Below are 20,121 nucleotides of genomic sequence, written 5' to 3'. Positions count from 1 at the left end.
GCAGCTAATCCTGTAGCGGTAGCAGCAGTTCCGCCACTCGGAGCCCATGAATAAGTATAACCACCTGCTCCTCCTGAAGGGATTACTGTAGCTGTTCCATTAGTCCCTCCATTACAGCTTACATTGGTCTGAGACGTAGTAGCGGTTAAAGCGGTAGGTTGTGTAATAGTAAATGTACGTGTTATTACACAATCATTAGCATCTGTAATAGTCACAGTATAAGTACCAGCAGCTAATCCTGTAGCGGTAGCAGCAGTTCCGCCACTCGGAGCCCATGAATAAGTATAATTACCTGTTCCTCCTGATACATTTACACTTGCTGTTCCATTAGATCCTCCATTACAGCTTATATTAGTCTGAGACGTAGTAGCTGATAAAGCAGTAGGTTGTGTAATATCAAAGTTATTTGTTATTTTTTTGTTTGTTGCATCTGTAATGGTTACTTTATAAGTACCTACTGCTAATCCTGTAATACTTTGAGTAGTTGCTCCAGTACTCCATAAATAACTATATGGTGCTGTTCCTCCTGATACATTTACACTTGCTGTTCCATTAGATCCTCCATTACAGCTCACATCTGTTTTCTTAATAATTGCTTTTAATACAGAAGTTATACTTAAAGTAGCTGTTTTGACTTCATCTGCCCCACATCCACTAATTATTGCTTTTACAGTATATTCTCCAACATTTATAGCTTCAGGAACTTCGTTATTTAAAGAATCATATATTTCATATTTAACTGCTAATGGAGTAATTGGTGTCGTATTTAATTTAATATCATGTGGTTTTGTATCATACACTACTGTTTTATTGTTTAATATATAATCACTACCTAACTTAATATCCCCTTTTATCTTCCATCCTTTCTCTTTTATTAATTTTTCTCTCTCTATACTAGCTGAACAATACTTTAAGCCATGAACTTCTAGAGATATATCTCTAGAGATATTAGCTAGATTAGCCCACCCCTTTAATGTAGTATCATAATTATCTACAGACATTCCTGAATATTCTAACATGCCTAACATACCAGCATGTTTTACTTCAATATTAGTAATTCTCCATTTACTTAGGTTTCTGTTAAATGAACTAGCATTTGAGAACATATGAGACATTGCTGTTACCTTAGAAACATTCCAATTACTCACATCACTATTAAAAGAATATGCTAGCGAAAACATTTGAATCATATCTGTTACATTAGCCACATTCCAGTTACTCAAATCTCTATTAAAAACACTCGCTACTTGGAACATCCCCTGCATAGTAGTTACATTAGATACATTCCAATTACTTACATTACCATTAAATGAGTTAGCTCCTGAAAACATATACGACATATCTGTTACCTTAGAAACGTCCCAATTATTCAGATCACTATTGAATGAACTTGCATGATCAAACATTCTTGACATATCTGTTACATCAGTAAGATCTGGGGAATCATTATCTACAGAAGTTAAATTAGTTGCAGATTGAAAAGATTCTTTCATGCTCTTCCAGCGTTGTGTTCCCCATTGATTAACACTTAAAAGTTGTTTAGCATTATTATCTTCAAACTCTTTACCTGCTCTAAAGTGTGGAAAATTACCTGATATCGTTACTTTATACTCACCTGCTGAAAGATTAGGTATGGTATAATCATCTGTTTGATTAGTTATACTGCCCTTTTTTGTAGGGTCACCTATTTTCTCCCAGCTTACATTATAATTGTAAGTATAGTCTTTATCTCTATATATCTCTATATTATCACCCTCAAGTACTTTCCATATGGTGATAAAAGGTTTAAATTCAGGAAGAACTATATTAGAATCTTTTACCCAAGTGAAGGCATCAAGAGCAACATATTTGTAATTACCATTAGCAGTAATCTGTAATTCATCTATTACTATGTTAGAATAGTTCTGACCATTTAGATTAGTCATATCTATAAGCGTATACCCATTAGTACTACCTAAAGAAGTTGCAAATCCAGTAGTTTTCGTTTGAGCAAATTTAGTTACTCCGCCTAACTTTCCTGTAATTGTTAAGGAACCTGTAGTATTCGGATTAGATAATTTATCTGCTAAATAAACCCAAAAACGATTAACCTTAAACAAATTAGAAGTCGTCTTTATACTAAAAGAAGGGGAAATGTCATTTACGCTATTACTATTATCTATATAGCGATTATCATTCGCTGTACCACTCCAACCTCTCCCTGGAAAGTTCACAATACTGAAATGACTTGCACTAGAAATAATATTAAATACAACCCCGTTATCCGTAAAATTGGTAGAACCATTGCTTTCTGTCTCAAATTGTTCGGTACTAGTCTGAGCAGACAGCAGATGGCTGATTAAAAATAAGAGTAAGAGTAGAAGTTTTTTCATATTGTTGTTTTGTTAAGGTTACTGTTTTACATACCACACTAAACCATAACAAATCGTAGAAAACAACAATTTATCAAAACTAGCATAGAACTACATTCTATACTTTGCGCTATACGTTGAGTGTGGTGAAGTTCAAGCTTTAGCTTTCTTGATGTAAAATTAATAGCAGAATGCCAACTCCTGTCTATTATAAGGGGTGGACATCAGGGTGGACAAATCGCAATATGCTATTAATAACCACTTTATAAAAACAAAAAAGGTATTATCTAATAGATAATACCTCCCTTATAATCACAATATAACACTATACCTCTTCTTTATCTGGGTTTAGAATAGTATCATAATCCTCCTCATACTTTTTCTTGAGACGCTGTTTCGCCTTCTTCACAGCATCTATTGTTATCCCTAATAGATTAGCAGTTTCTTGATTAGTTAGTCCCAATTTTTGAAGTAATACAATACGCAAATTAGACTCTGTCAAATCAGGGAAACGCTCCATTAAATACAAATAATATTCCTCTTGTTCCTCCTTAAATGTCTCCTTAAACATATTCCAACTCTCATCAGTCATCAGATGCGCATTTAGCAGTTGTTCTAGATCAGGTCTCTTCTCCTTTACATATTCATTTGTTGAGTACTTTACCTTCTCTAGCTCTTGTTCTAATCTTTCTATTTGCTGTGTTTTCTCAGAGAGATAGACCTGATAAGAAGCTAAAGAAGCATGCGTCTCTTTTAACTTAGTCTCTGAGCTTAGTTTAGAATACTGAAAGGCTAGTAACTTAGCTTCATATTTAAAAGTTTGAAGTTTAATAATTCTTTTGTAAAAGAAATAAATCACAACGACCAAGAGTAATAATAGGCCCGTACTACTCATAAACAATAGCCGCTGATAACGTACTCTATCATTGGCGTTTCTCTCTGCTTCTAATTCCCAAGTGATACTTTCGTAACTCGTATTCCAATTAATCTTACGAATGACATCTTCGCTCTCTCTATCCTCTATGATATTATCAATGCGATCTAGCTCTCTTCTATAAAATAATTCTTCACCATCTCTATGACCAACCTTTGCAATATTTAATAAATGAGCAGATACCTCTCGCTGATATCCCATTAGATAATCCCTTGTTTTGGTTATTTCATAAGCCTCTTGCCAGACCTGTTCTGCTAAGGTGTACTGTTTATTGGCATAATAGAATTTACCCAACTGTATCTGAGCATACATCTGGTTGCGATCTTCCTTTAACCTTTTTGAGATATTTATATCCTCCACATAATACTGCTCTGCTGTAGTCTTGTCCCCTTCAATCTCCAAAATACTAGCCAACCCTCCAAGACTTTTAGCATAACGCAATGTGTCTCCTACCTTTAAGGCCTGTTCACTAGCAAGTGTATAATATTCTTTAGCCGATGCTATACTATCTATTTTTTGGTAAGCAGCACCCAATGCCCAAAGTACAGCTCCTTTATTATTATTTGTTTTACAACTTGTTTCTAATGTCTTCTTATAATAATCAATACACTTATCATACTGTTGTATCGTTTCAAAAAAATAAGCTGTTTTGAGCAGCACACTACATCTCTGCACATCTATCTGCTCCAGATTATTATCAATAACTTTTGAAATCTTTATAAAGTAAGGTGCAGCTTCTATATAGTGATTATAAGTATAATAGTAAAATCCTATCTCACTATATACCCATTCTCTCAATCCTATATTAGCACTATTATTAACGATATCTACACTCTCTAATAATAGCGAAGTACTAACTTCATTAAGACTATCATGCTGTCTTTGGTATTCTAACGCTTTGAATACATTTAGAATAGCCTTAATCTCTTCTGGATTCTTTATAGTGCTAATATCACTAATTCCCTTTTCTTTATACTCTTGTATAATTGTATTGTAATAAACATTACTCTCCTGTTTATTCTCATTACAAGAAAACAAGGTCATAAGACTTAAAAAAAGGATTATTCGAAGCATAGTATGTCGCATTTTGAACAAAAATAGTGTATTTATTATAACAGAATGGAGATTATATAGATATTTTATTATTTGATAATCTAATAATAACTAAAAATTGATAGCCCTAATAGGGCTATCAATCAATTGTTGTGCATTAGCTCATATTTTCATAGAGCTACTTGAAAAAAAGTGAGTTTTGTGTTGCTAGTTTTAAATCCTACAACGCAGATTAAGGTGTGAGTTCTATATTGCTTCTTTTACATCTAGCAACAAAGATTAAAATGAGAACTAATAGTACTTTATCTCTATTAAAACTTGTAAACTAATAAAGAATAAGCTTTAACTATTAGTTCTCAAGTAACGTAATACCTACTGTTATTACAACACGTACAAAAGTATCTTCTACTCAGTAGTAATTACTTACATAAATGCGAATAAAAAAGTCATTAAATACTATTGTCATTAAATCTATTTCTAAACTGTAAGGGAGTCACTCCTGTCTTGTTCTTAAAGAATACGGTTAAGTGATTGGCCTCTTTAAAGCCTAGTTTATACGAAATCTCATTTATATGTAGATCCTTATATAGCAGTAATCTCTTAATCTCCATAACCATCCTATCTGATATCCAAGCATAAGGAGTCATATTATCTGTTTTTTTGAAGGCATATTCTATAGATCGCACACTTAGCTTTAATTCTGATGCATACATCTTTACAGTAATACTCTTGTCTATTTTCTTATTCACTAGAGATTTAAAATTAGACACTATCAGTTTTTCATGTGAGATATTAAGTTGTTGAATAGTAGATTGATCTATGGCATTCTCCAGAATTAATAGTGCACTAAAGAGGTAGTTATTTAAGATATACTGTTGCTTGGGATAAAATTTTTTACCTAGTTCTCTTTTGATCAAATCAAAAAGCAATACTAACTCCTCGTATTCTTTGCTTATATCTATTGATTGTAAATGATCGGATAATTTGAACAAATTCGTATTGTAGAAAAACTGAAAATGTAATTCATCAATACAAAAGAAATCCTCTGTAAACATCAATACTTCGGATTGATAATTTAGAGGCTCGCAATATTGCTCCACCTGATTCTTAGACACAATCAGCACTTGTCGTGGAGCTACACGAATAGAAGTAGAATCCAAACAATACGTCCCCATTCCCTCTAAAAAAAGGTGAATACAGAAAAATGTCAACTTATGTGGACGAAACAAGTCTTGCCCTCTTATCTCTACTAATCTATTAAGATCCTTACAGTTAATATATAATCCATTATTAGCTCGATGAAGAAAAGGCTCGAGTGGTAACTTATTCATAAATGAGAGTAGTAATATTTGCTTATTTTTAATATTATCATTTGAGACAACCAAAACTAAGCACCTTTATTATTTGCCTTTTGCAAAAGAAAATAAAATAAATTATATATACCTATATTTTAACGAATGTAATATGTATATATACGCAAATCGTATATAAAAGCAACAAATCTAAGAACTAAACCACTAGATCTTAAAATCAGGAACTTCAGTAAGAAAGATAACGAAAAGAGAACTTATAGGTTAACTTTAGGTAGTTAAACATTTGCATAGAAGGACAATACGACATCAATAAAAGGAGAATACATCGACAAACTGCTTCCCTACTCAACTAAATACGGCTTATTGTCGTTGAATTGTCGATGGATCTACTACGAAAGCCCTATTTACGGGCTATTAGAAGCCTTTAAAAAATAGATTTATTTTACCATTAAAACATAATTAACTAAAAAACAATAATTTACAAAATATTGATAATAAAAAAAGTAATACATTTTTTTTGTTTATTGCTCTCAAAAAGGTCAATTATAGCTCTTATAAGAAAAAATGTGGGGTTTAGAATCAAAAAAAAAAGCATGTTTAAGTAGTTTAAACATGCTTTTTTTAATAAAAATATTACTCTTTTTTATCTTTCCAGATATAGGCTAGTTCCCTTTTCTCTTTTTTTCTATCAATAGTTTGTTATATTGATCATAAGTAATCTCTTCTTTTTCTTTTAAGAAAATCATAGCGTCAAAGTTCATAAAAACACTAGACTTATTATTATTCCACGAAACCTGAAATAACCTGTCATTGGGTTTAATGGTATCTTTAGAATGATTTCCATATATATTAGCTTTATATTCTGGATAAGTATTTACTAATTCGTTTACATCTAAGAAATAGTTACTATCTACCGAAGGTAAAAGTGATAATAAGTTCTTATTGTCTTTAAAAGCTTTGTATATCTTACTATCTGTTTGATAATAATGACCATAAGACGCTATAGCTATATGATACGATTTGTTCGGATTTCGCTTTACAAATTCATATCCACAATTATGACTTGATTCATTGATTTTAGACATATGTGCATTAGCCAACCAAACAATGAATTTCTTCTCAGGATAATAATGTACAAGAAAATCTATATTACTTGCCATCTGTTTATCTCTAATAGTATTTATATTAAAGTTTTTGTCTTTTGCTTTTTCGAAGTATAAAATCACTGCGCTTTTATAACTCTCTAATATCTGTTTCCATTCTGCTCTCTGAGTTACTGTCTCATTATGTAATAACTTATCTACATAATTAGTTAGATACTCGTAATCCTCTGAAGTTAATTTATTTGCATTTTTATATCCATTAGTAACAATGCACTCATTAGTTAACTTCACAAAGCGTTCTTCAAGATTAATATCTAGTGAGCTTAGATACTCTTTTAGTTTTACAGTAAAATTATCTCTAGAATAAGTAGTAGCAAACCTGACATCTAGTCCATAGTAGTTGACTTTATTCTGTTTTAAATAATTCATAAAATCCTCATTTTGGTCAGAGACTGACCACATCTTATAAAGAGAATACCTGGCACTAGGGTTCAAAAGTAGAGCAAAAAAGTCTGCTTCAAATATAATGTCTGTATAGCCTAGCTCTTCTATTAGATATTTAGCGACTTCTCCTTTGGCTCTAATATCAGAACCATATTGGTGATCTGACTCTCCTAAAAATACTACTTTATCCCCTTCTACTCCTTTAGCTATAATCTCTTTTACTCCAAGAGTTAGAAAATCTTCTTGTATAGGATTAAGTTTATAGATACTCTTCTCTTGACTAAAAGTGTTTATACTTCCTAGAAAGCATAAACATATTACGATTATATGCTTCATTACTTACCTAGATTATTATATTAACTATTAAGTTCTGTTCATTTAAAGAATCTATATCAAACTCTTTATATTTCTCTACATCCGTAATTTGCTGCTCTATAGTCTCGTGTTTAGATAGGAAAGTTTGATTTAAGCTATTCGTTATATCTACTACTAGTGTAAGTGCTACTGTTGTTATTATTTTAATCATTAGTTAGGTGGTTTTTATTAATAATTGTTTGTGCACTAAATATAAACCTCCTCTTACAACGCTTTAGTATATCTCTAAACGCAGATAATCAAAACTTTAACAAACACAATATTGTTATTTGTTGTCAGTATCTCCCTTAATAACCTAATACTAAACTCTCCAAACTAAGTTTATCCTACAGCTCAACTATAGTACTGATAATCAAATTTTAAGAAACAAAAGTTATATCTATACCTAGATGTTTAGCTATTATCAGGTAGTAAGACATATTATTATACTTTATAATTTAACAAAGCACTCCACTTAACCTTAGCGTAACATTGAAGTTTTAATAAACAGAACGATATGTAGTATACAAAATGAGAAGCTTCTGAAATTTTTATCAACTATCAATAAATAAAGCTATCATATTCATTACTTCACAATATTTTTATCAATTAAACCTTGATTTTAATAAATATCATCACTTAACTCTTTCGTAACATAGTAGTAACTCATAGGTCACAAATAGATAAGTTATTTGCCCCAATGAAAAGACACTATTTATTCAAAAGAAAAAGTATAGCTATTTTTTCTTTTCTATTACTAATTTCTTGCGGAGATAAAGACCATTCTATTAAGATGAAGGGATCTGATACCGAAGTAAATTTAGCAGTCAATCTTGCAGAGCAGTACACGCTCGAAGATTCAGACTTTAGTATTGCCATTTCTGGTGGAGGTTCCGGTATCGGTATCACTTCATTGTTAAACGGTCAAGCCGACATTGCCAACTCTTCTCGTCCTTTATCAGACAAAGAAATAGCGTCGTTTGAAAAGAAAAACATCAAACTGCACACTGTTATCTTTGCCGAAGATGCAACCGCCTTTGTTGTACACAAGGATATTCCAATAGATGCCTTAGATATAGAGACGCTTGGTAAAATTATGAAAGGTGAGATTACCAATTGGAAAGAAATTACCTCTTTAGATCTTCCTATCAATATATATGGTCGTCAAAGTAGCTCAGGAACGCACTCTTTTATCAAAAAGAAGCTAAAGATAGAGTTCTCTAACGCAGCTAAAGAAATGACAGGTAATGCTCAGATCTTAGAAGGTGTCAAAGCAGATAAATCTGGGATTGGTTATGTAGGAGCAGGTTATATCTCTCATGAGACTGCTACTAACCCTACGGTTAAAATCTTAAGTATTAGAGAAACTCCTACTGCAGAGGCATACTCTCCTATTGATCCAAAAGCAATTAATAGCAGCCTATATTTCTTCCAACGTCCCTTATACCAATTTGTATTAGAAGATTCTTGGGAAAAAGTAAAGCCTTTTATTGATTTTGAACGCAGTGAGAAAGGAAAGCAATTGATTAAAAAACACGGGTATTATATTATAGAACGACCACAAGATGAAATATAAAGTTAGAATTGGATTAGATGTTACGTTTAAGTACATCTTTAAAGCTACTGGTCTATTAGTACTTTGCTTATTAGGAGGAATATTAGCCATGCTAATCTACAACTCTATTTCCTTCTTTATGGACGTAAAACCATTGGATTTTATAACAGGAATGGAATGGAACCCAACAGCAAAGAATCCAGCTTATGGTATGTTACCTCTAATACTTAGTACTACTATCGTAACATTCGGAGCTATGCTTATCGCTATTCCTTTAGGAATCGGTACAGCAGCTTTTATCTCTGAATATGCTGGTACGCGATTAAAGAATATCCTTAAGCCTGCTATCGAAATGTTAGCTGCTGTACCATCTGTAGTAATTGGATTCTTAGGAATTGTAGTGCTAAGTCCTGGAATAGCAGATATGGCTGGTTTACCTAATGGATTAAACGCGCTGAATGGTGCAATACTATTAGCTGTGATGGCTTTACCAACTATTATCACGATTGCAGAAGATGCTATACATGCAGTGCCAAAAACATATAAGGAAGCAAGCTACGGTGTGGGAGCTACAAAATGGCAAACACTTCGCAAAGTAATTATACCTGCTGCTGCTCCTGGTATTATATCAGCTGTGATGTTAGGTGTAGGACGTGCTATCGGAGAAACTATGACTGTACTTATGGCAACTGGTAATGCTGCTCTTATCCCTACAGGATTCTTTGATTCGGTAAAAACAATGACAGCAACTATCGCTATCGAGATGGGAGAAGTTCCTTATCAAACAACACACTACTACGGATTATACGCTTTGGCAACAGTGTTATTCTTTATGACATTAATTGCAAACATCGTAGGAGAATATTTCATTAACAGATTAAGAAAATACCATGCAGCATAATAAACTAAGATTATCCTCTATCGTAGAATGGGGAACATTAGTAGGAACAACACTTATTGTATGCTTTTTCCTTGTTGTAATTATTTTAGAAATAGTAGCAAAGGGAATCGGAAGCTTATCTTGGGAGTTTATCTCTAGCATTCCTAAAGAAGGAATGACTAAAGGTGGTATTCTTACGCCAATTATTGGAACAGTATTAATCACGTTAATCACAGCCTTATTCAGTATTCCATTTGGAGTATTCTGTGCCATCTACTTAAACGAATATGCAGAAAACAATTGGCTAACAAGAACAATACGCGCTGCTATTCGTAACTTGTCAGGAGTACCATCTATTATCTATGGATTATTTGGATTGGCACTTTTTGTACAGACCTTACAGTTAGGAACATCACTTATTGCTGCTGGATTGACATTAGGATTATTATCTCTTCCTTATATTATTACAACAACAGAAGAGGCATTAATGCAAATCCCAAATAGTACAAGAGAAGCGGCATTGGCTGTAGGTGCTACTAAGTTTGAAACTATTAAAGATGTAGTTATTCCTTCTGCTGTACCAGGTATCTTAACAGGAGTAGTACTAACGCTGTCAAGAGCAGCTGGTGAGACAGCTCCTATCCTATTTACAGGTGCAGCCTTTTATATCAGTGATACCAATGGGTATATCAACCAAGAGTTTATGGCCCTACCGTACCACTTATACATGTTATCAACGCAACACCAAGCTATCGAAGAAGTAAGACCTATTGCCTATGGAACTGCATTAGTCTTGATCTTAGTGGTGTTTTTATTAAACCTAAGCGCATTTTATATCCGTTATAAATTCAGAAAAAATGAAAACTAAATTATCTGCTGAAAACCTAAACATTAGTTTTGCAACTAAACAAGTTTTAAAAAATGTAAGTGTAGAATTTGAAGAGAACAAGATTACAGCTCTTATTGGGCCATCTGGTTGTGGAAAGAGTACACTGCTAAGAAGCTTTAACCGTATGCATGACTTAGTACCTTACGCTAAAATACAAGGTTCTCTAAAGTTAGAAGACATGGACATTTATTCTAAGAATGTACCTGTAACGGAAATTAGAAAGCGCATAGGAATGGTATTCCAAAAGGCAAACCCTTTTCCTAAGAGTATTTATGACAATATCGCGTACGGATTAAAGATCAATAATCTTCCACATGATAAAAGTGTAATTGAGAAAGCGCTAACAGAAGCCTTCTTATGGGATGAAGTAAAAGACGATTTAAAGATGCCTGCTCACCGCTTATCTGGTGGACAACAACAACGTCTGTGTATTGCCAGAGCTGTAGCCCTACGCCCAGAAGTTATCTTAATGGATGAGCCATGTTCGGCACTTGACCCTGTAAGTACAATTAAGATTGAGGAGTTAATCCTTCACTTAAAGGAGAAATATACAATCGCTATCGTAACACATAATATGCAACAGGCGCAGCGTATCGCTGACCATACGTACTTTATGTATTTAGGAGAAGTAAAAGAGAGTGGTCCTACACAGGATATCTTCGAGAACCCTAAACACGAAATGACAAAGAATTATATCAATGGTGTATTTGGTTAATAACCTCAACACCATTCACAATAACACCAAGTAGACCACTTACCTACTTAGTCGTTAATAAGTCTGACTTATTAGAGCCAAAAACGGATACTGTAATAGTGTCCGTTTTTTTGTTTTATTGGTTGTTGTTTTGTGTTGGAGCGGATTTATAATGCGTTCCTTGTTCCCTTTTTCTTCTTTTATTGTCTGAATTAAGATTAAAGGATTTAATGATTAATAAGATTCATGTTACACGTTTCATATCATGCGGACAAATTGCTATTCGCCTCTACATAGACGTAATCTGTATCCAAAAAAAACGAAACAACAAAACAACGAAAACACATAGAACCAAAAAAATAACTATCTTAATTCTCTAATAAACACTTACTACTAATGGCTAAAACAAAAACAACATATACAGGGGAAGATGTAATCTCTTTTATTGATTCGTATGTAGACAGCGAACAAAAGAAGATAGACAGTTTACAGCTTATCGATTTACTAAAACAGTGGTCTGGTTTTGAACCTAAAATGTGGGGACCTACTATTATTGGTTTTGGGAACTATCACTATAAATACGCTAGTGGGCATGAAGGTGACGCTCCTATTCTTGGGTTCTCTCCCCGTAAAGATAAATTCTCTTTATATGTATTCTCAGATACTGAAAAAAGTAGGGCTACTTTAGAAAGTTTAGGTAATTATAAAATGGGAAAAGCTTGTATCTATATGAAGAAACTATCAGATATTAATATAGAAGCTTTAGAAACCTTGTGTTTGGAATCTATTGCGTTTGTAAAAGAGCGATATGAAGTTTCGTGATATTGTGATTTTTGGTTGGAGTGGGTTTATTATCCCTTTTTGGTAGACAGGGCAGAATAATTAATATCCAGTGGATATTATGAATGATGAGCCAGGAGAAGGAAGGTCTATTGTGTCTCAACATTGACTTACAGAACATAATATAGTATCGCAGACATTCCTCATTATTCATTCCTCGTTCCAAATTGTTAATTCTATTCCCCTTTTCATTATTTATCATTTGATAAATCAAAATACCCTTAATGGCAATATTTTTGAGCTGTTAAATAAAACGTATGAACTATGACAAAAAACAATGCAATGAATAACTTATCCTTAGCAAGTATATTTCCAGCTAAAACCAGAATACGACTAATAGCAGTATGGCTAATTGTAATATTGTTTATGACTTTAGGAGGAGCTATTACAGGAGATACATTAACTCCTCTGCTAGCGACTACAGTATTCTTAGTATTGTTGCTAACAATTGTAGGAGCTGCATTTGGAGTGGTAAAAGAAGCTGATGAACTGGCTCATAAATTAGGAGAACCTTTTGGTACCTTAATTCTAACTTTGTCTATTGTATCTATAGAGGTAATTCTTATCTCTGCTGTTATGTTAGGCCCTGGAGAGAATCCTACTATTGGTAAAGACTCTATCTTTTCTGTAATGATGATCATTATGAACCTGGTAATAGGTCTGTGTATCTTATTAGGTGGATTAAAGTATGGTGAGCAGGAGTACAATGCACAAGGAACAATGTCTTATCTAGCAATGATAATTATGTTAGGTGGAATAGGATTGTTATTACCTAATTATATTCAAGGTGCTGGAGGTGGAATGTTTAGCAATACACAAGCTATCGGGCTAGCAGCATTTATCATTCTATTATATGCTCTATTCTTATACTTCCAGATGAAGGGATACAAGCATTTATATGTACAGCCAAAAGAAGGATCAATGGAAATCCCATATATGGAAAGAGATATGGCTAATATTACTTCAGAAGACGAAAACCATTCTACAGGAGGAAAGAAAGAAATATGGATACGCTCTATTATTCTAATTGGAATGATACTACCTATTGTATTGCTATCACATAATATGGCAGTGGTGGTAGACTATGGAATAAAAGCCGCGAACTTACCTACTCTATTAGGAGGAGTATTAGTAGCAGTAATCGTATTTACACCTGAATCAATGACAGCTATCAAAGCTGCTTTAAACAACGAGTTTCAACGCGCGATAAACCTTTGTCACGGAGCCTTTGTTTCTACTGTAGGGCTTACAGTCCCTTCTGTATTAATCATCGGATTAATCACCGGCAAAACAGTTTTATTTGGAATGACAAGCACAGAGACTATCTTATTTGTTATTACGCTTCTGTTAAGCCTTATGACATTCTTAGGTAAGCGTACTACTCCAATTATGGGAATTATGCACTTAGTATTATTTGCCGTATTTACGCTACTGATATTTAACCCATAGGGTTCTATATAAATATTAAAATTTCTTTTAAACAAATAAAGGACTACTGAATCAGTAGTCCTTTACTTTTATATACCTTATAATACTTCAGGGTTAGCTATATTACTAGGGTTCCCATTTATATAATTAATTACATTCTCAAAAGCCTTCTCAAAATAAAGCTCATAGCTAGATTCCTCTACATAGCCTATATGAGGTGTACATACAACATTATCATATTTCAACAGCTCATGATTAACATCATATATAGGTTCTTCCTCATACACATCTACTCCTACTAATAGTTGCTGACCACTTCTCAAAACATTGATTAACGCTCCTTTTTCTATTAATTCGGCTCTAGCTGTATTAACTAATACAGCATTGGATTTCATTTGTCTCAAATCACTTTCCTTGACTATACCATAAGTATCTTTATTCAATCTTAGATTCACGGTTATGATATCAGCAGACTGGAAGAACTCTTCTTTAGAATTTGCGCTAAAGAATCCATCTTCTACAGCCTTAGCTCTAGAGTTCTCACTCCCCCATACTAAGACATTTGCTCCAAACACCTTTGCATACTGGGCTAGTTGTTGTCCTATCTTACCATATCCCCAGATACCAATCGTCTTGCCATGTACACTACGCCCTATATTGGTTTGCCACTTACCTTCTTTCATTGCCTGAACAGCTTGAGGAACCTTTCTAATCGTATTTAATATAAGTGTCCAAGTAAGCTCTGATGGAGCCACAGGAGAACCTATTCCTTCAGCTACTGCCACCTTATGTTCAGTACATATAGACAGATTCAGGTGGTTAGATATTTTACCTGTTTGGCTAATTAACTTTAACTTAGGTAATTTACTCAAAAGGGCTTCAGATACCTCTGTTCGCTCTCTAGTCAGTACAACTATCTCAGTATCCTTTAGGAGTTCAGCTAACTTATCTACATCTTTCTCAAAATGGTGAATAATCTCTACTTGTTGTCCTTCTAATAATTTATAGCATTGTAGATTTTCAATAACGTTTTGATAATCATCTAGTATTGTAATTTTCATTTCTGTGAGTTTATAATTTGTATCAGTACTAGTCCATATAAGGGTTTGCTACTAATATTAACAAAGTGAAAGTACAATATTTTATACAGAACAGAATATAACAATATGCTAAATAAACTCAGATTTCACATCTTGCACAGTAATCTTTTATGTATTAAATTGTTAGTATTAATAAATGATAACTATGTCTTTACTTCCCTTTACTACAACGCTAAAGAATGGTACGCAAATAACCATAAGACTAGCTACTATAAATGACAGTACTACTCTATTGGCTTTGATAAAAGAATACTTAGACAACTCTGAGTATATTCCATTAAATGCTATAGATTTTACAAAAACACCTAGAGATATTGCAAACTGGATCAATCAATTAAATACCTCACCTAACTCTTTAATGTTAGTTGCTGAGTACCAAGGTGAACTAATCGGCAACCTTGATCTTACTGGACACCATAGAAGTACAATGTTTCATACAGCTGTTTTAGGCATGGGTATAGCAATGAATTGGCGAAATACAGGTGTTGGTACCACATTATTAAAAACTGCCTTAGAATGGGCTAAAAATAGTCCCTTAGAAATTATCTCTTTAGACGTTTATACAGAAAACAAAAGTGGTATAGCGCTATACCAAAAGTTAGGCTTTAAAGAAGTGGGTGTAATTCCAGACTTTATTAAGGATAATGATAGGTACTATGATAATATGAAGATGTGGTTGTCGTTGAGGTAAAGAGGATTACTCTTTTCTTCTGCTTAACTTATACTGAATAGTTAATACATTTAGATTCCATAACTTTAGATTTTGTATAGCGCCAAGATCATTGTTCTTCTTATATACAACCAATCTATCGTGAAAAGTAGAAATATACTTACTTCGATACTCCTCTTTAAGATTCTTAAGTAGAAAGTAAAAGCCTGCTTCGCCAAACTGCTTTCCTTTAGAGTTGAGTATTAACTCTCCATTTGATCCTACTTCTGGTGATAAAATAACTGTAGCACTACCATTAGGTAAAGGAAAAACTGCTTTAATACAAGTTTTACCAGAGGGAATACTACATGTGCTATATATACCTGAATACAACACAGTATCACTGTCCTTAAAAGTTCTAAACCATATCGTATGCTTTACTTCTTTGTTATCAGGAGAAATAAGATGTATAATTTGGTTGTCAATAATTTGATCTTGTGAAATATTGTTAGCAGGTATATTGAGCTGATTAATTCTATTACTAAACAACTTACCTACCAAGAAACCAAAGTACTTAAACAAAGGATTCCACTTCAGAGAAAACAAGACGTCATAGTCAGAAGTATGCTCGTAAAAATCAATAATATCTTCATCTAATTTAGCTAACTCATCTGTTGATAGATTCAAGTCTTTAATAGAAGATAATAGTCCTTTTGAAGAGGAACTTTCCTCTATAATAAGGTTTTCTTCCTTTGCTAGTTGATAGACAAATTCTTTACCAATACCGTTTACCTTTCCCAGTGGTCCTATAAGCCATACTTCTCTAAGAGGAGTTATCTCTCTACCTCCTACAGATACCCACAATTGAGTTAGATAATCTTGAATCTTCTGCCTTTTAATCTTTAAAAACAAACTATTTACTTTTAGTATAATTATCATTTCCATTCCACTGTCCTGACTCTGAAAGTATCATAAATCGCAGAGTAGTAAACTCATAGTGAAAGTCCTTTCTATCTCTTTCTTTCATCGCATCGACATGTCTTTTAGGTTTAGGAGTATTACTATGCCCTCTTACCATATCTGTCATTTCTTTAGTAGTTTTCCAAATAGAAAATGTAGATACTGTATTTGGAAAACGAATAGACGCTGAGGCTAAGGTAATTCCTGAATGGTCACGTACTAACTTCTCAACAGGTCGTCCCCATTTTATAAATCTTGGTATTTGTAATAATCTCATTTTAGCTATTGTAATAGCAACCACAGGAGAATCATCTATCTCACTTTCATTAGATAAGTCTTGTACAACAAGTCCTAAAATACTTCCCCATTGCCTTACAAGTCTTAGTTTGACAAACCAGCCTTTACTAAATTGTTTACCAAAGGGGGTATTAGCTAAAAAGTCGTTTAAAGCCTTTTCATCTTCCCATTGTGCAAAAACGGCTATCTCTGTTACAATCAGTCTTGAAAGTGAAAATATAGGTGACCCTAATCGCATATTAGCCATTACATCTGAATACAACAATCCCTTTGCCTTAAAAGGAAACAATAAGTTTTTTACGCCTGTGAAGAATGATACTTTGACTAAGTGGTAAGAGTAGATGTTCATAAGTTTGGGGGTAATGAATTAATGACCTATGATTAAGTATAATTAATTACATAATGTTTATTTCTTCAGATAATAATAAAGTCGAACTAACGAGGCTATGATGGAACAAGGTATCAAAAAAAACATGATACTATAAAATGACCATCCTGTATCAATATAGTTTTCCATATCTACAAAATATAAGATAAAAGCATAAAGATATAAAGGTAAAATAGACTTAAACAATCCATTTAATATACTTATGTAAGAAGTTATTTTACAGTTAATTAAAAACACAAAACCAACAATTAGTAAAGGGAAAAATATTGTATAAATATAAAACATAGCAATTAAAGATAAGACTCTGAATAATACAAACTACTAAAGAAATAAGATCACCTTACTAAGGTAAATATGGTATCTCATTCTCATTTCCTTTATAGTATAGCGCGATAATTCTATACTGTTCATTGGTCAAAAGAAGGGTTGCTAAATCATTACCTCCATAGAGTAAATAGAACTGTTCATTTAATCCTTTGCTCTTTAGAATCTCATTTAGCCTTTCAAAAAAATTATTAGCAGCGGTTTCCCAAATTAGATTGTGTTTTAAGTCATACTGGGTATATAGATTTATTCTCTCGCCATTAACTATTATATCATTGGTTTGTTCATAATCAGTAGGTAATTCTATTTCAATTTTCACACCTCTATTGTCTAAAACCTCATTTAAACGAGGTAGAAAGAAATCAAAATTATACTCTGCAAGACTTTCTGCATCAATATGAATATATTTATTAATTTCATCGTCGTAAATATCAAAAGAGGTTATAATCTCTGTCTCTAATGAATCTTTATCTTTTGGAGTAGCATAATCTAAGTAACCACTAGCAACTAGTTCCTTTCCTAGACGTATATTCCTTTCAATAGATACAGTGTCTATTTTATTTGAAGAACCTCTAGATATCTTCCTCATTATAAAACTTAGAACAATAAAAACTAATAAACCATACCAATATTTGTTTTCCATAACCTTAAAATGTGAATATGTTGTTATCTTAGTAAATGTATATAATAATCTATTAACCATTATCATACTGTGCAATTATCTAATAAAGTTATCTTTCCTATATTACTCTTTTTTGTTATTTATGCTAGTTGTACATTGGTATACCTATCTCTATTCTTCATCGATAATACCGAATACAGATCTGTTGTCTTTTCGATTGTATTGATTGTTATTTGTAGATTCTTAATAAAGAAATATAAGTTACCTACTTACTATTTTAAAAAATTTAGAATTACAGGAAATACTACACGTCTTATTATTTATACAGTGATAATGATAATACTTTTTGTAGGTATTAATATTACACAGAACCTCTTAGATGCTTCTAAAGAGATGAGAAATGATTATCTACAGAATATCATATTTTATCTCTCCATTTCATTTCCTATTAAAGCATTTGGTGAAGAGATACTATACAGAGGATTGATTTTACCTTATCTAGAAACCAAAACAATAGATTAAATAAAAACTTTAATATAAGTAATATAATTACCTTTATATTAATGACTATAACACATATTGTTTTCTTTTACATCATGCCGTTTTACAATGCTATACTAGCTATTATTCTAGTTTTTATAGCTTCATTATATTTTGGTTACTTAACTAAAGTAACTAAACAGAATATTCTGATTTGTGGTATAATCCACACCTTATTTAACTATATTCACTTCTTTATTTATTGTTATTTTTAATTTACTTAGGTAGTGGTAAATAACAAACTCTACTTTAATGAGTATGTAACTTATAACAGGGAATTCATGCTTAAAAGCTTTCAAAAGAATGAAGATAGAGAACAGGTATGGGTAAATTACATCAATATCACTATCCAAGATTAGCGCCTTATTTAAAACGATTTTAAAAAAAGGAGAATAAGTATTAGGCTATTTGAGAAAAAAGAATACATTTGTTATATACAAAACAGGAAGACAAACAAACAATAATTAAAAAATGGCAATTACAGTCCTAAAATACAATGAGAATATCTCAACATCAGTAATGATGGTAATGTGTTGTATGGCTATGTCATCAAAACGTTATTGTATCGGGTAGTATAGAGATTTTATTTACATCATATAGACAGCCACCGATATATCGGTGGCTTTTTTTGTTGGTGTACTTGTAAAGTATTAACACAAACTCAAAATGTATATGGCACAAACCATAGTTTCTTCCAAAGACAAACCTGCGGTAATATTACTACATGGTTTATTAGGAAGCCTAAGTAACTGGCTTCATGTGGAACAGCACCTTGCTGATCACTACACTGTTTATATTCCCAGTCTCCCTGTAGGAGACAAACTTATGGGCAATAATGCCTTAGATAGTCTATCTGATTTTTTAGATGATTATATTAAGGCTAACCAAATCGTCAACCCTATTTTAGTAGGTAATTCTTTAGGTGGGCATTTAGCCTTGTTATATACCCTACAGTATCCTGATAAAGTAAAGAAATTAGTGCTTACAGGAAGCTCAGGTTTATATGAAAGTTCTCTTGGAGCTACGTTTATCAAAGTAAGAGATTATGATTACTTAAAACGCAAAGTAGAAGAGGTTTTCGAAAACAAAGAAGTGCTGTCAAAAGAGCTTATCGATGATGTATATCACACCACAAGGAATCCCCTAAAAGTATTAGCCATTATAAACTTAGCCAGAGCAGCCAGAAAACAAAATTTAAAGAACTCTCTTTCTGAAATAAAACATCCAGTCTTATTGATTTGGGGCAAACAAGATAATGTAACACCTATAAACGTAGCTTATGAATTCCAAACAAGTATTCCTCACTCTGATTTAAGAGTGATAGACAACTGTGGACATGTTCCGATGATGGAACATCCTGAGCTTTTTAATCGTTATTTAACTGAATTTCTATCTGCCTAATC

The 20,121-nt window shown here is 32.6% G+C and carries 19 protein-coding genes; 10 read left to right on the top strand and 9 right to left on the bottom strand.

Annotation, left to right across the window (positions count from 1 at the left end):
• The 5 genes from BMX53_RS19100 to BMX53_RS08885 all read right to left on the bottom strand — a co-directional run.
• The coding region (locus tag BMX53_RS19100) for a BspA family leucine-rich repeat surface protein (RefSeq protein WP_167357245.1) at positions 1–2,372 on the bottom strand (2,372 nt) is incomplete at its 3' end.
• A gap of 304 nt (positions 2,373–2,676) precedes the next feature.
• Positions 2,677–4,359 carry a tetratricopeptide repeat protein gene (locus BMX53_RS08900; protein WP_063176176.1) on the bottom strand — a complete coding sequence of 561 codons (1,683 nt, stop codon included), beginning with the start codon at positions 4,357–4,359 and terminating at the stop codon, positions 2,677–2,679.
• Positions 4,360–4,787: 428 nt separating this feature from the next.
• Positions 4,788–5,669 (bottom strand): helix-turn-helix domain-containing protein, encoded by an 882-nt coding sequence (locus BMX53_RS08895; RefSeq protein ID WP_063176192.1) that lies wholly within the window; start codon positions 5,667–5,669, stop codon positions 4,788–4,790.
• A 644-nt stretch (positions 5,670–6,313) separates the two neighbouring features.
• Positions 6,314–7,534: an erythromycin esterase family protein gene (locus tag BMX53_RS08890; RefSeq protein WP_063176177.1), complete on the bottom strand. Its 1,221-nt coding sequence runs from the start codon at positions 7,532–7,534 to the stop codon at positions 6,314–6,316.
• A gap of 7 nt (positions 7,535–7,541) precedes the next feature.
• A complete protein-coding gene (locus tag BMX53_RS08885; protein ID WP_063176178.1) occupies positions 7,542–7,724 on the bottom strand; it encodes a hypothetical protein in 183 nt (60 codons plus the stop codon).
• Between the two features lie 528 nt (positions 7,725–8,252).
• Here BMX53_RS08885 and BMX53_RS08880 point away from each other — a divergent pair.
• The 6 genes from BMX53_RS08880 (at position 8,253) to BMX53_RS08855 (ending at position 13,859) form a co-directional block, all read left to right on the top strand.
• Positions 8,253–9,128 (top strand): substrate-binding domain-containing protein, encoded by an 876-nt coding sequence (locus BMX53_RS08880; protein WP_074745835.1) that lies wholly within the window; start codon positions 8,253–8,255, stop codon positions 9,126–9,128.
• Complete coding sequence (pstC, locus tag BMX53_RS08875; RefSeq protein WP_063176180.1) at positions 9,118–10,008, top strand: phosphate ABC transporter permease subunit PstC; 891 nt, start codon at positions 9,118–9,120, stop codon at positions 10,006–10,008. Before BMX53_RS08880 ends, pstC begins: the two co-directional genes overlap by 11 nt.
• Positions 9,998–10,855 (top strand): phosphate ABC transporter permease PstA, encoded by an 858-nt coding sequence (gene pstA / locus BMX53_RS08870; RefSeq protein ID WP_074745833.1) that lies wholly within the window; start codon positions 9,998–10,000, stop codon positions 10,853–10,855. The genes pstC and pstA overlap by 11 nt, the downstream gene beginning before the upstream one ends.
• A complete protein-coding gene (gene pstB, locus BMX53_RS08865; RefSeq protein WP_038986680.1) occupies positions 10,845–11,591 on the top strand; it encodes a phosphate ABC transporter ATP-binding protein PstB in 747 nt (248 codons plus the stop codon). The genes pstA and pstB overlap by 11 nt, the downstream gene beginning before the upstream one ends.
• Before the next feature lie 375 nt (positions 11,592–11,966).
• Complete coding sequence (locus tag BMX53_RS08860) at positions 11,967–12,392, top strand: DUF1801 domain-containing protein (protein ID WP_038986679.1); 426 nt, start codon at positions 11,967–11,969, stop codon at positions 12,390–12,392.
• Between the two features lie 282 nt (positions 12,393–12,674).
• Positions 12,675–13,859: a calcium:cation antiporter gene (locus BMX53_RS08855; protein ID WP_074745831.1), complete on the top strand. Its 1,185-nt coding sequence runs from the start codon at positions 12,675–12,677 to the stop codon at positions 13,857–13,859.
• Positions 13,860–13,936: 77 nt separating this feature from the next.
• Here BMX53_RS08855 and BMX53_RS08850 read toward each other — a convergent pair whose 3' ends face one another.
• Positions 13,937–14,899 carry a D-2-hydroxyacid dehydrogenase family protein gene (locus tag BMX53_RS08850; RefSeq protein ID WP_063176183.1) on the bottom strand — a complete coding sequence of 321 codons (963 nt, stop codon included), beginning with the start codon at positions 14,897–14,899 and terminating at the stop codon, positions 13,937–13,939.
• Positions 14,900–15,083: 184 nt separating this feature from the next.
• Between BMX53_RS08850 and BMX53_RS08845 the strand changes: the two genes are divergently transcribed.
• Entirely contained in the window at positions 15,084–15,629 is a 546-nt protein-coding gene (locus BMX53_RS08845; protein ID WP_063176193.1) for a GNAT family N-acetyltransferase, read from the top strand.
• A gap of 6 nt (positions 15,630–15,635) precedes the next feature.
• On the opposite strand, the gene BMX53_RS08840 is transcribed toward BMX53_RS08845, so the two are convergent.
• The 3 genes from BMX53_RS08840 to BMX53_RS08830 form a co-directional block, all read right to left on the bottom strand.
• Complete coding sequence (locus tag BMX53_RS08840; RefSeq protein ID WP_074745847.1) at positions 15,636–16,526, bottom strand: hypothetical protein; 891 nt, start codon at positions 16,524–16,526, stop codon at positions 15,636–15,638.
• Entirely contained in the window at positions 16,501–17,193 is a 693-nt protein-coding gene (locus tag BMX53_RS08835) for a hypothetical protein (protein ID WP_074745829.1), read from the bottom strand. Before BMX53_RS08835 ends, BMX53_RS08840 begins: the two co-directional genes overlap by 26 nt.
• A 382-nt stretch (positions 17,194–17,575) precedes the next feature.
• Positions 17,576–18,145 (bottom strand): hypothetical protein, encoded by a 570-nt coding sequence (locus BMX53_RS08830; RefSeq protein WP_244154488.1) that lies wholly within the window; start codon positions 18,143–18,145, stop codon positions 17,576–17,578.
• Positions 18,146–18,511: 366 nt separating this feature from the next.
• On the opposite strand from BMX53_RS08830, the gene BMX53_RS18985 reads away from it, so the two are divergent.
• From BMX53_RS18985 to BMX53_RS08820, 3 genes are all read left to right on the top strand, one after another.
• The gene (locus BMX53_RS18985; protein ID WP_143061413.1) at positions 18,512–18,700 is read left to right on the top strand and encodes a hypothetical protein; all 189 of its coding nucleotides are present in this window, start codon (positions 18,512–18,514) and stop codon (positions 18,698–18,700) included.
• 41 nt (positions 18,701–18,741) lie between these two features.
• Positions 18,742–18,933 carry a hypothetical protein gene (locus tag BMX53_RS19430; protein WP_083394400.1) on the top strand — a complete coding sequence of 64 codons (192 nt, stop codon included), beginning with the start codon at positions 18,742–18,744 and terminating at the stop codon, positions 18,931–18,933.
• 457 nt (positions 18,934–19,390) lie between these two features.
• Positions 19,391–20,119 carry an alpha/beta fold hydrolase gene (locus BMX53_RS08820; RefSeq protein WP_083394404.1) on the top strand — a complete coding sequence of 243 codons (729 nt, stop codon included), beginning with the start codon at positions 19,391–19,393 and terminating at the stop codon, positions 20,117–20,119.
• Positions 20,120–20,121 lie beyond the last annotated feature (2 nt).

Origin of the sequence: Myroides marinus, assembly GCF_900109075.1 — a bacterium.
Taxonomy (GTDB): Bacteria; Bacteroidota; Bacteroidia; order Flavobacteriales; family Flavobacteriaceae; genus Flavobacterium; species Flavobacterium marinum_A.
The sequence above is the reverse complement of the archived record's forward strand: the minus strand, read 5'-3'. Positions and strand labels throughout refer to the sequence as shown.

Excerpts from the sequence above, each read along its gene's own strand:
- pstA (WP_074745833.1), top strand. The coding sequence starts at position 9,998 with ATGCAGCATAATAAACTAAGATTATCCTCTATCGTAGAATGGGGAACA.
- BMX53_RS08845 (WP_063176193.1), top strand. The coding sequence starts at position 15,084 with ATGTCTTTACTTCCCTTTACTACAACGCTAAAGAATGGTACGCAAATA.
- BMX53_RS08890 (WP_063176177.1), bottom strand. The coding sequence starts at position 7,534 with ATGAAGCATATAATCGTAATATGTTTATGCTTTCTAGGAAGTATAAAC.
- BMX53_RS08840 (WP_074745847.1), bottom strand. The coding sequence starts at position 16,526 with ATGATAATTATACTAAAAGTAAATAGTTTGTTTTTAAAGATTAAAAGG.
- pstB (WP_038986680.1), top strand. The coding sequence starts at position 10,845 with ATGAAAACTAAATTATCTGCTGAAAACCTAAACATTAGTTTTGCAACT.
- BMX53_RS08820 (WP_083394404.1), top strand. The coding sequence starts at position 19,391 with ATGGCACAAACCATAGTTTCTTCCAAAGACAAACCTGCGGTAATATTA.
- BMX53_RS08880 (WP_074745835.1), top strand. The coding sequence starts at position 8,253 with ATGAAAAGACACTATTTATTCAAAAGAAAAAGTATAGCTATTTTTTCT.
- BMX53_RS08885 (WP_063176178.1), bottom strand. The coding sequence starts at position 7,724 with ATGATTAAAATAATAACAACAGTAGCACTTACACTAGTAGTAGATATA.
- BMX53_RS08895 (WP_063176192.1), bottom strand. The coding sequence starts at position 5,669 with ATGAATAAGTTACCACTCGAGCCTTTTCTTCATCGAGCTAATAATGGA.
- BMX53_RS08860 (WP_038986679.1), top strand. The coding sequence starts at position 11,967 with ATGGCTAAAACAAAAACAACATATACAGGGGAAGATGTAATCTCTTTT.
- BMX53_RS08830 (WP_244154488.1), bottom strand. The coding sequence starts at position 18,145 with ATGAGGAAGATATCTAGAGGTTCTTCAAATAAAATAGACACTGTATCT.
- pstC (WP_063176180.1), top strand. The coding sequence starts at position 9,118 with ATGAAATATAAAGTTAGAATTGGATTAGATGTTACGTTTAAGTACATC.
- BMX53_RS08835 (WP_074745829.1), bottom strand. The coding sequence starts at position 17,193 with ATGAACATCTACTCTTACCACTTAGTCAAAGTATCATTCTTCACAGGC.
- BMX53_RS18985 (WP_143061413.1), top strand. The coding sequence starts at position 18,512 with ATGATAATACTTTTTGTAGGTATTAATATTACACAGAACCTCTTAGAT.
- BMX53_RS19430 (WP_083394400.1), top strand. The coding sequence starts at position 18,742 with ATGACTATAACACATATTGTTTTCTTTTACATCATGCCGTTTTACAAT.
- BMX53_RS08855 (WP_074745831.1), top strand. The coding sequence starts at position 12,675 with ATGACAAAAAACAATGCAATGAATAACTTATCCTTAGCAAGTATATTT.
- BMX53_RS08850 (WP_063176183.1), bottom strand. The coding sequence starts at position 14,899 with ATGAAAATTACAATACTAGATGATTATCAAAACGTTATTGAAAATCTA.
- BMX53_RS08900 (WP_063176176.1), bottom strand. The coding sequence starts at position 4,359 with ATGCTTCGAATAATCCTTTTTTTAAGTCTTATGACCTTGTTTTCTTGT.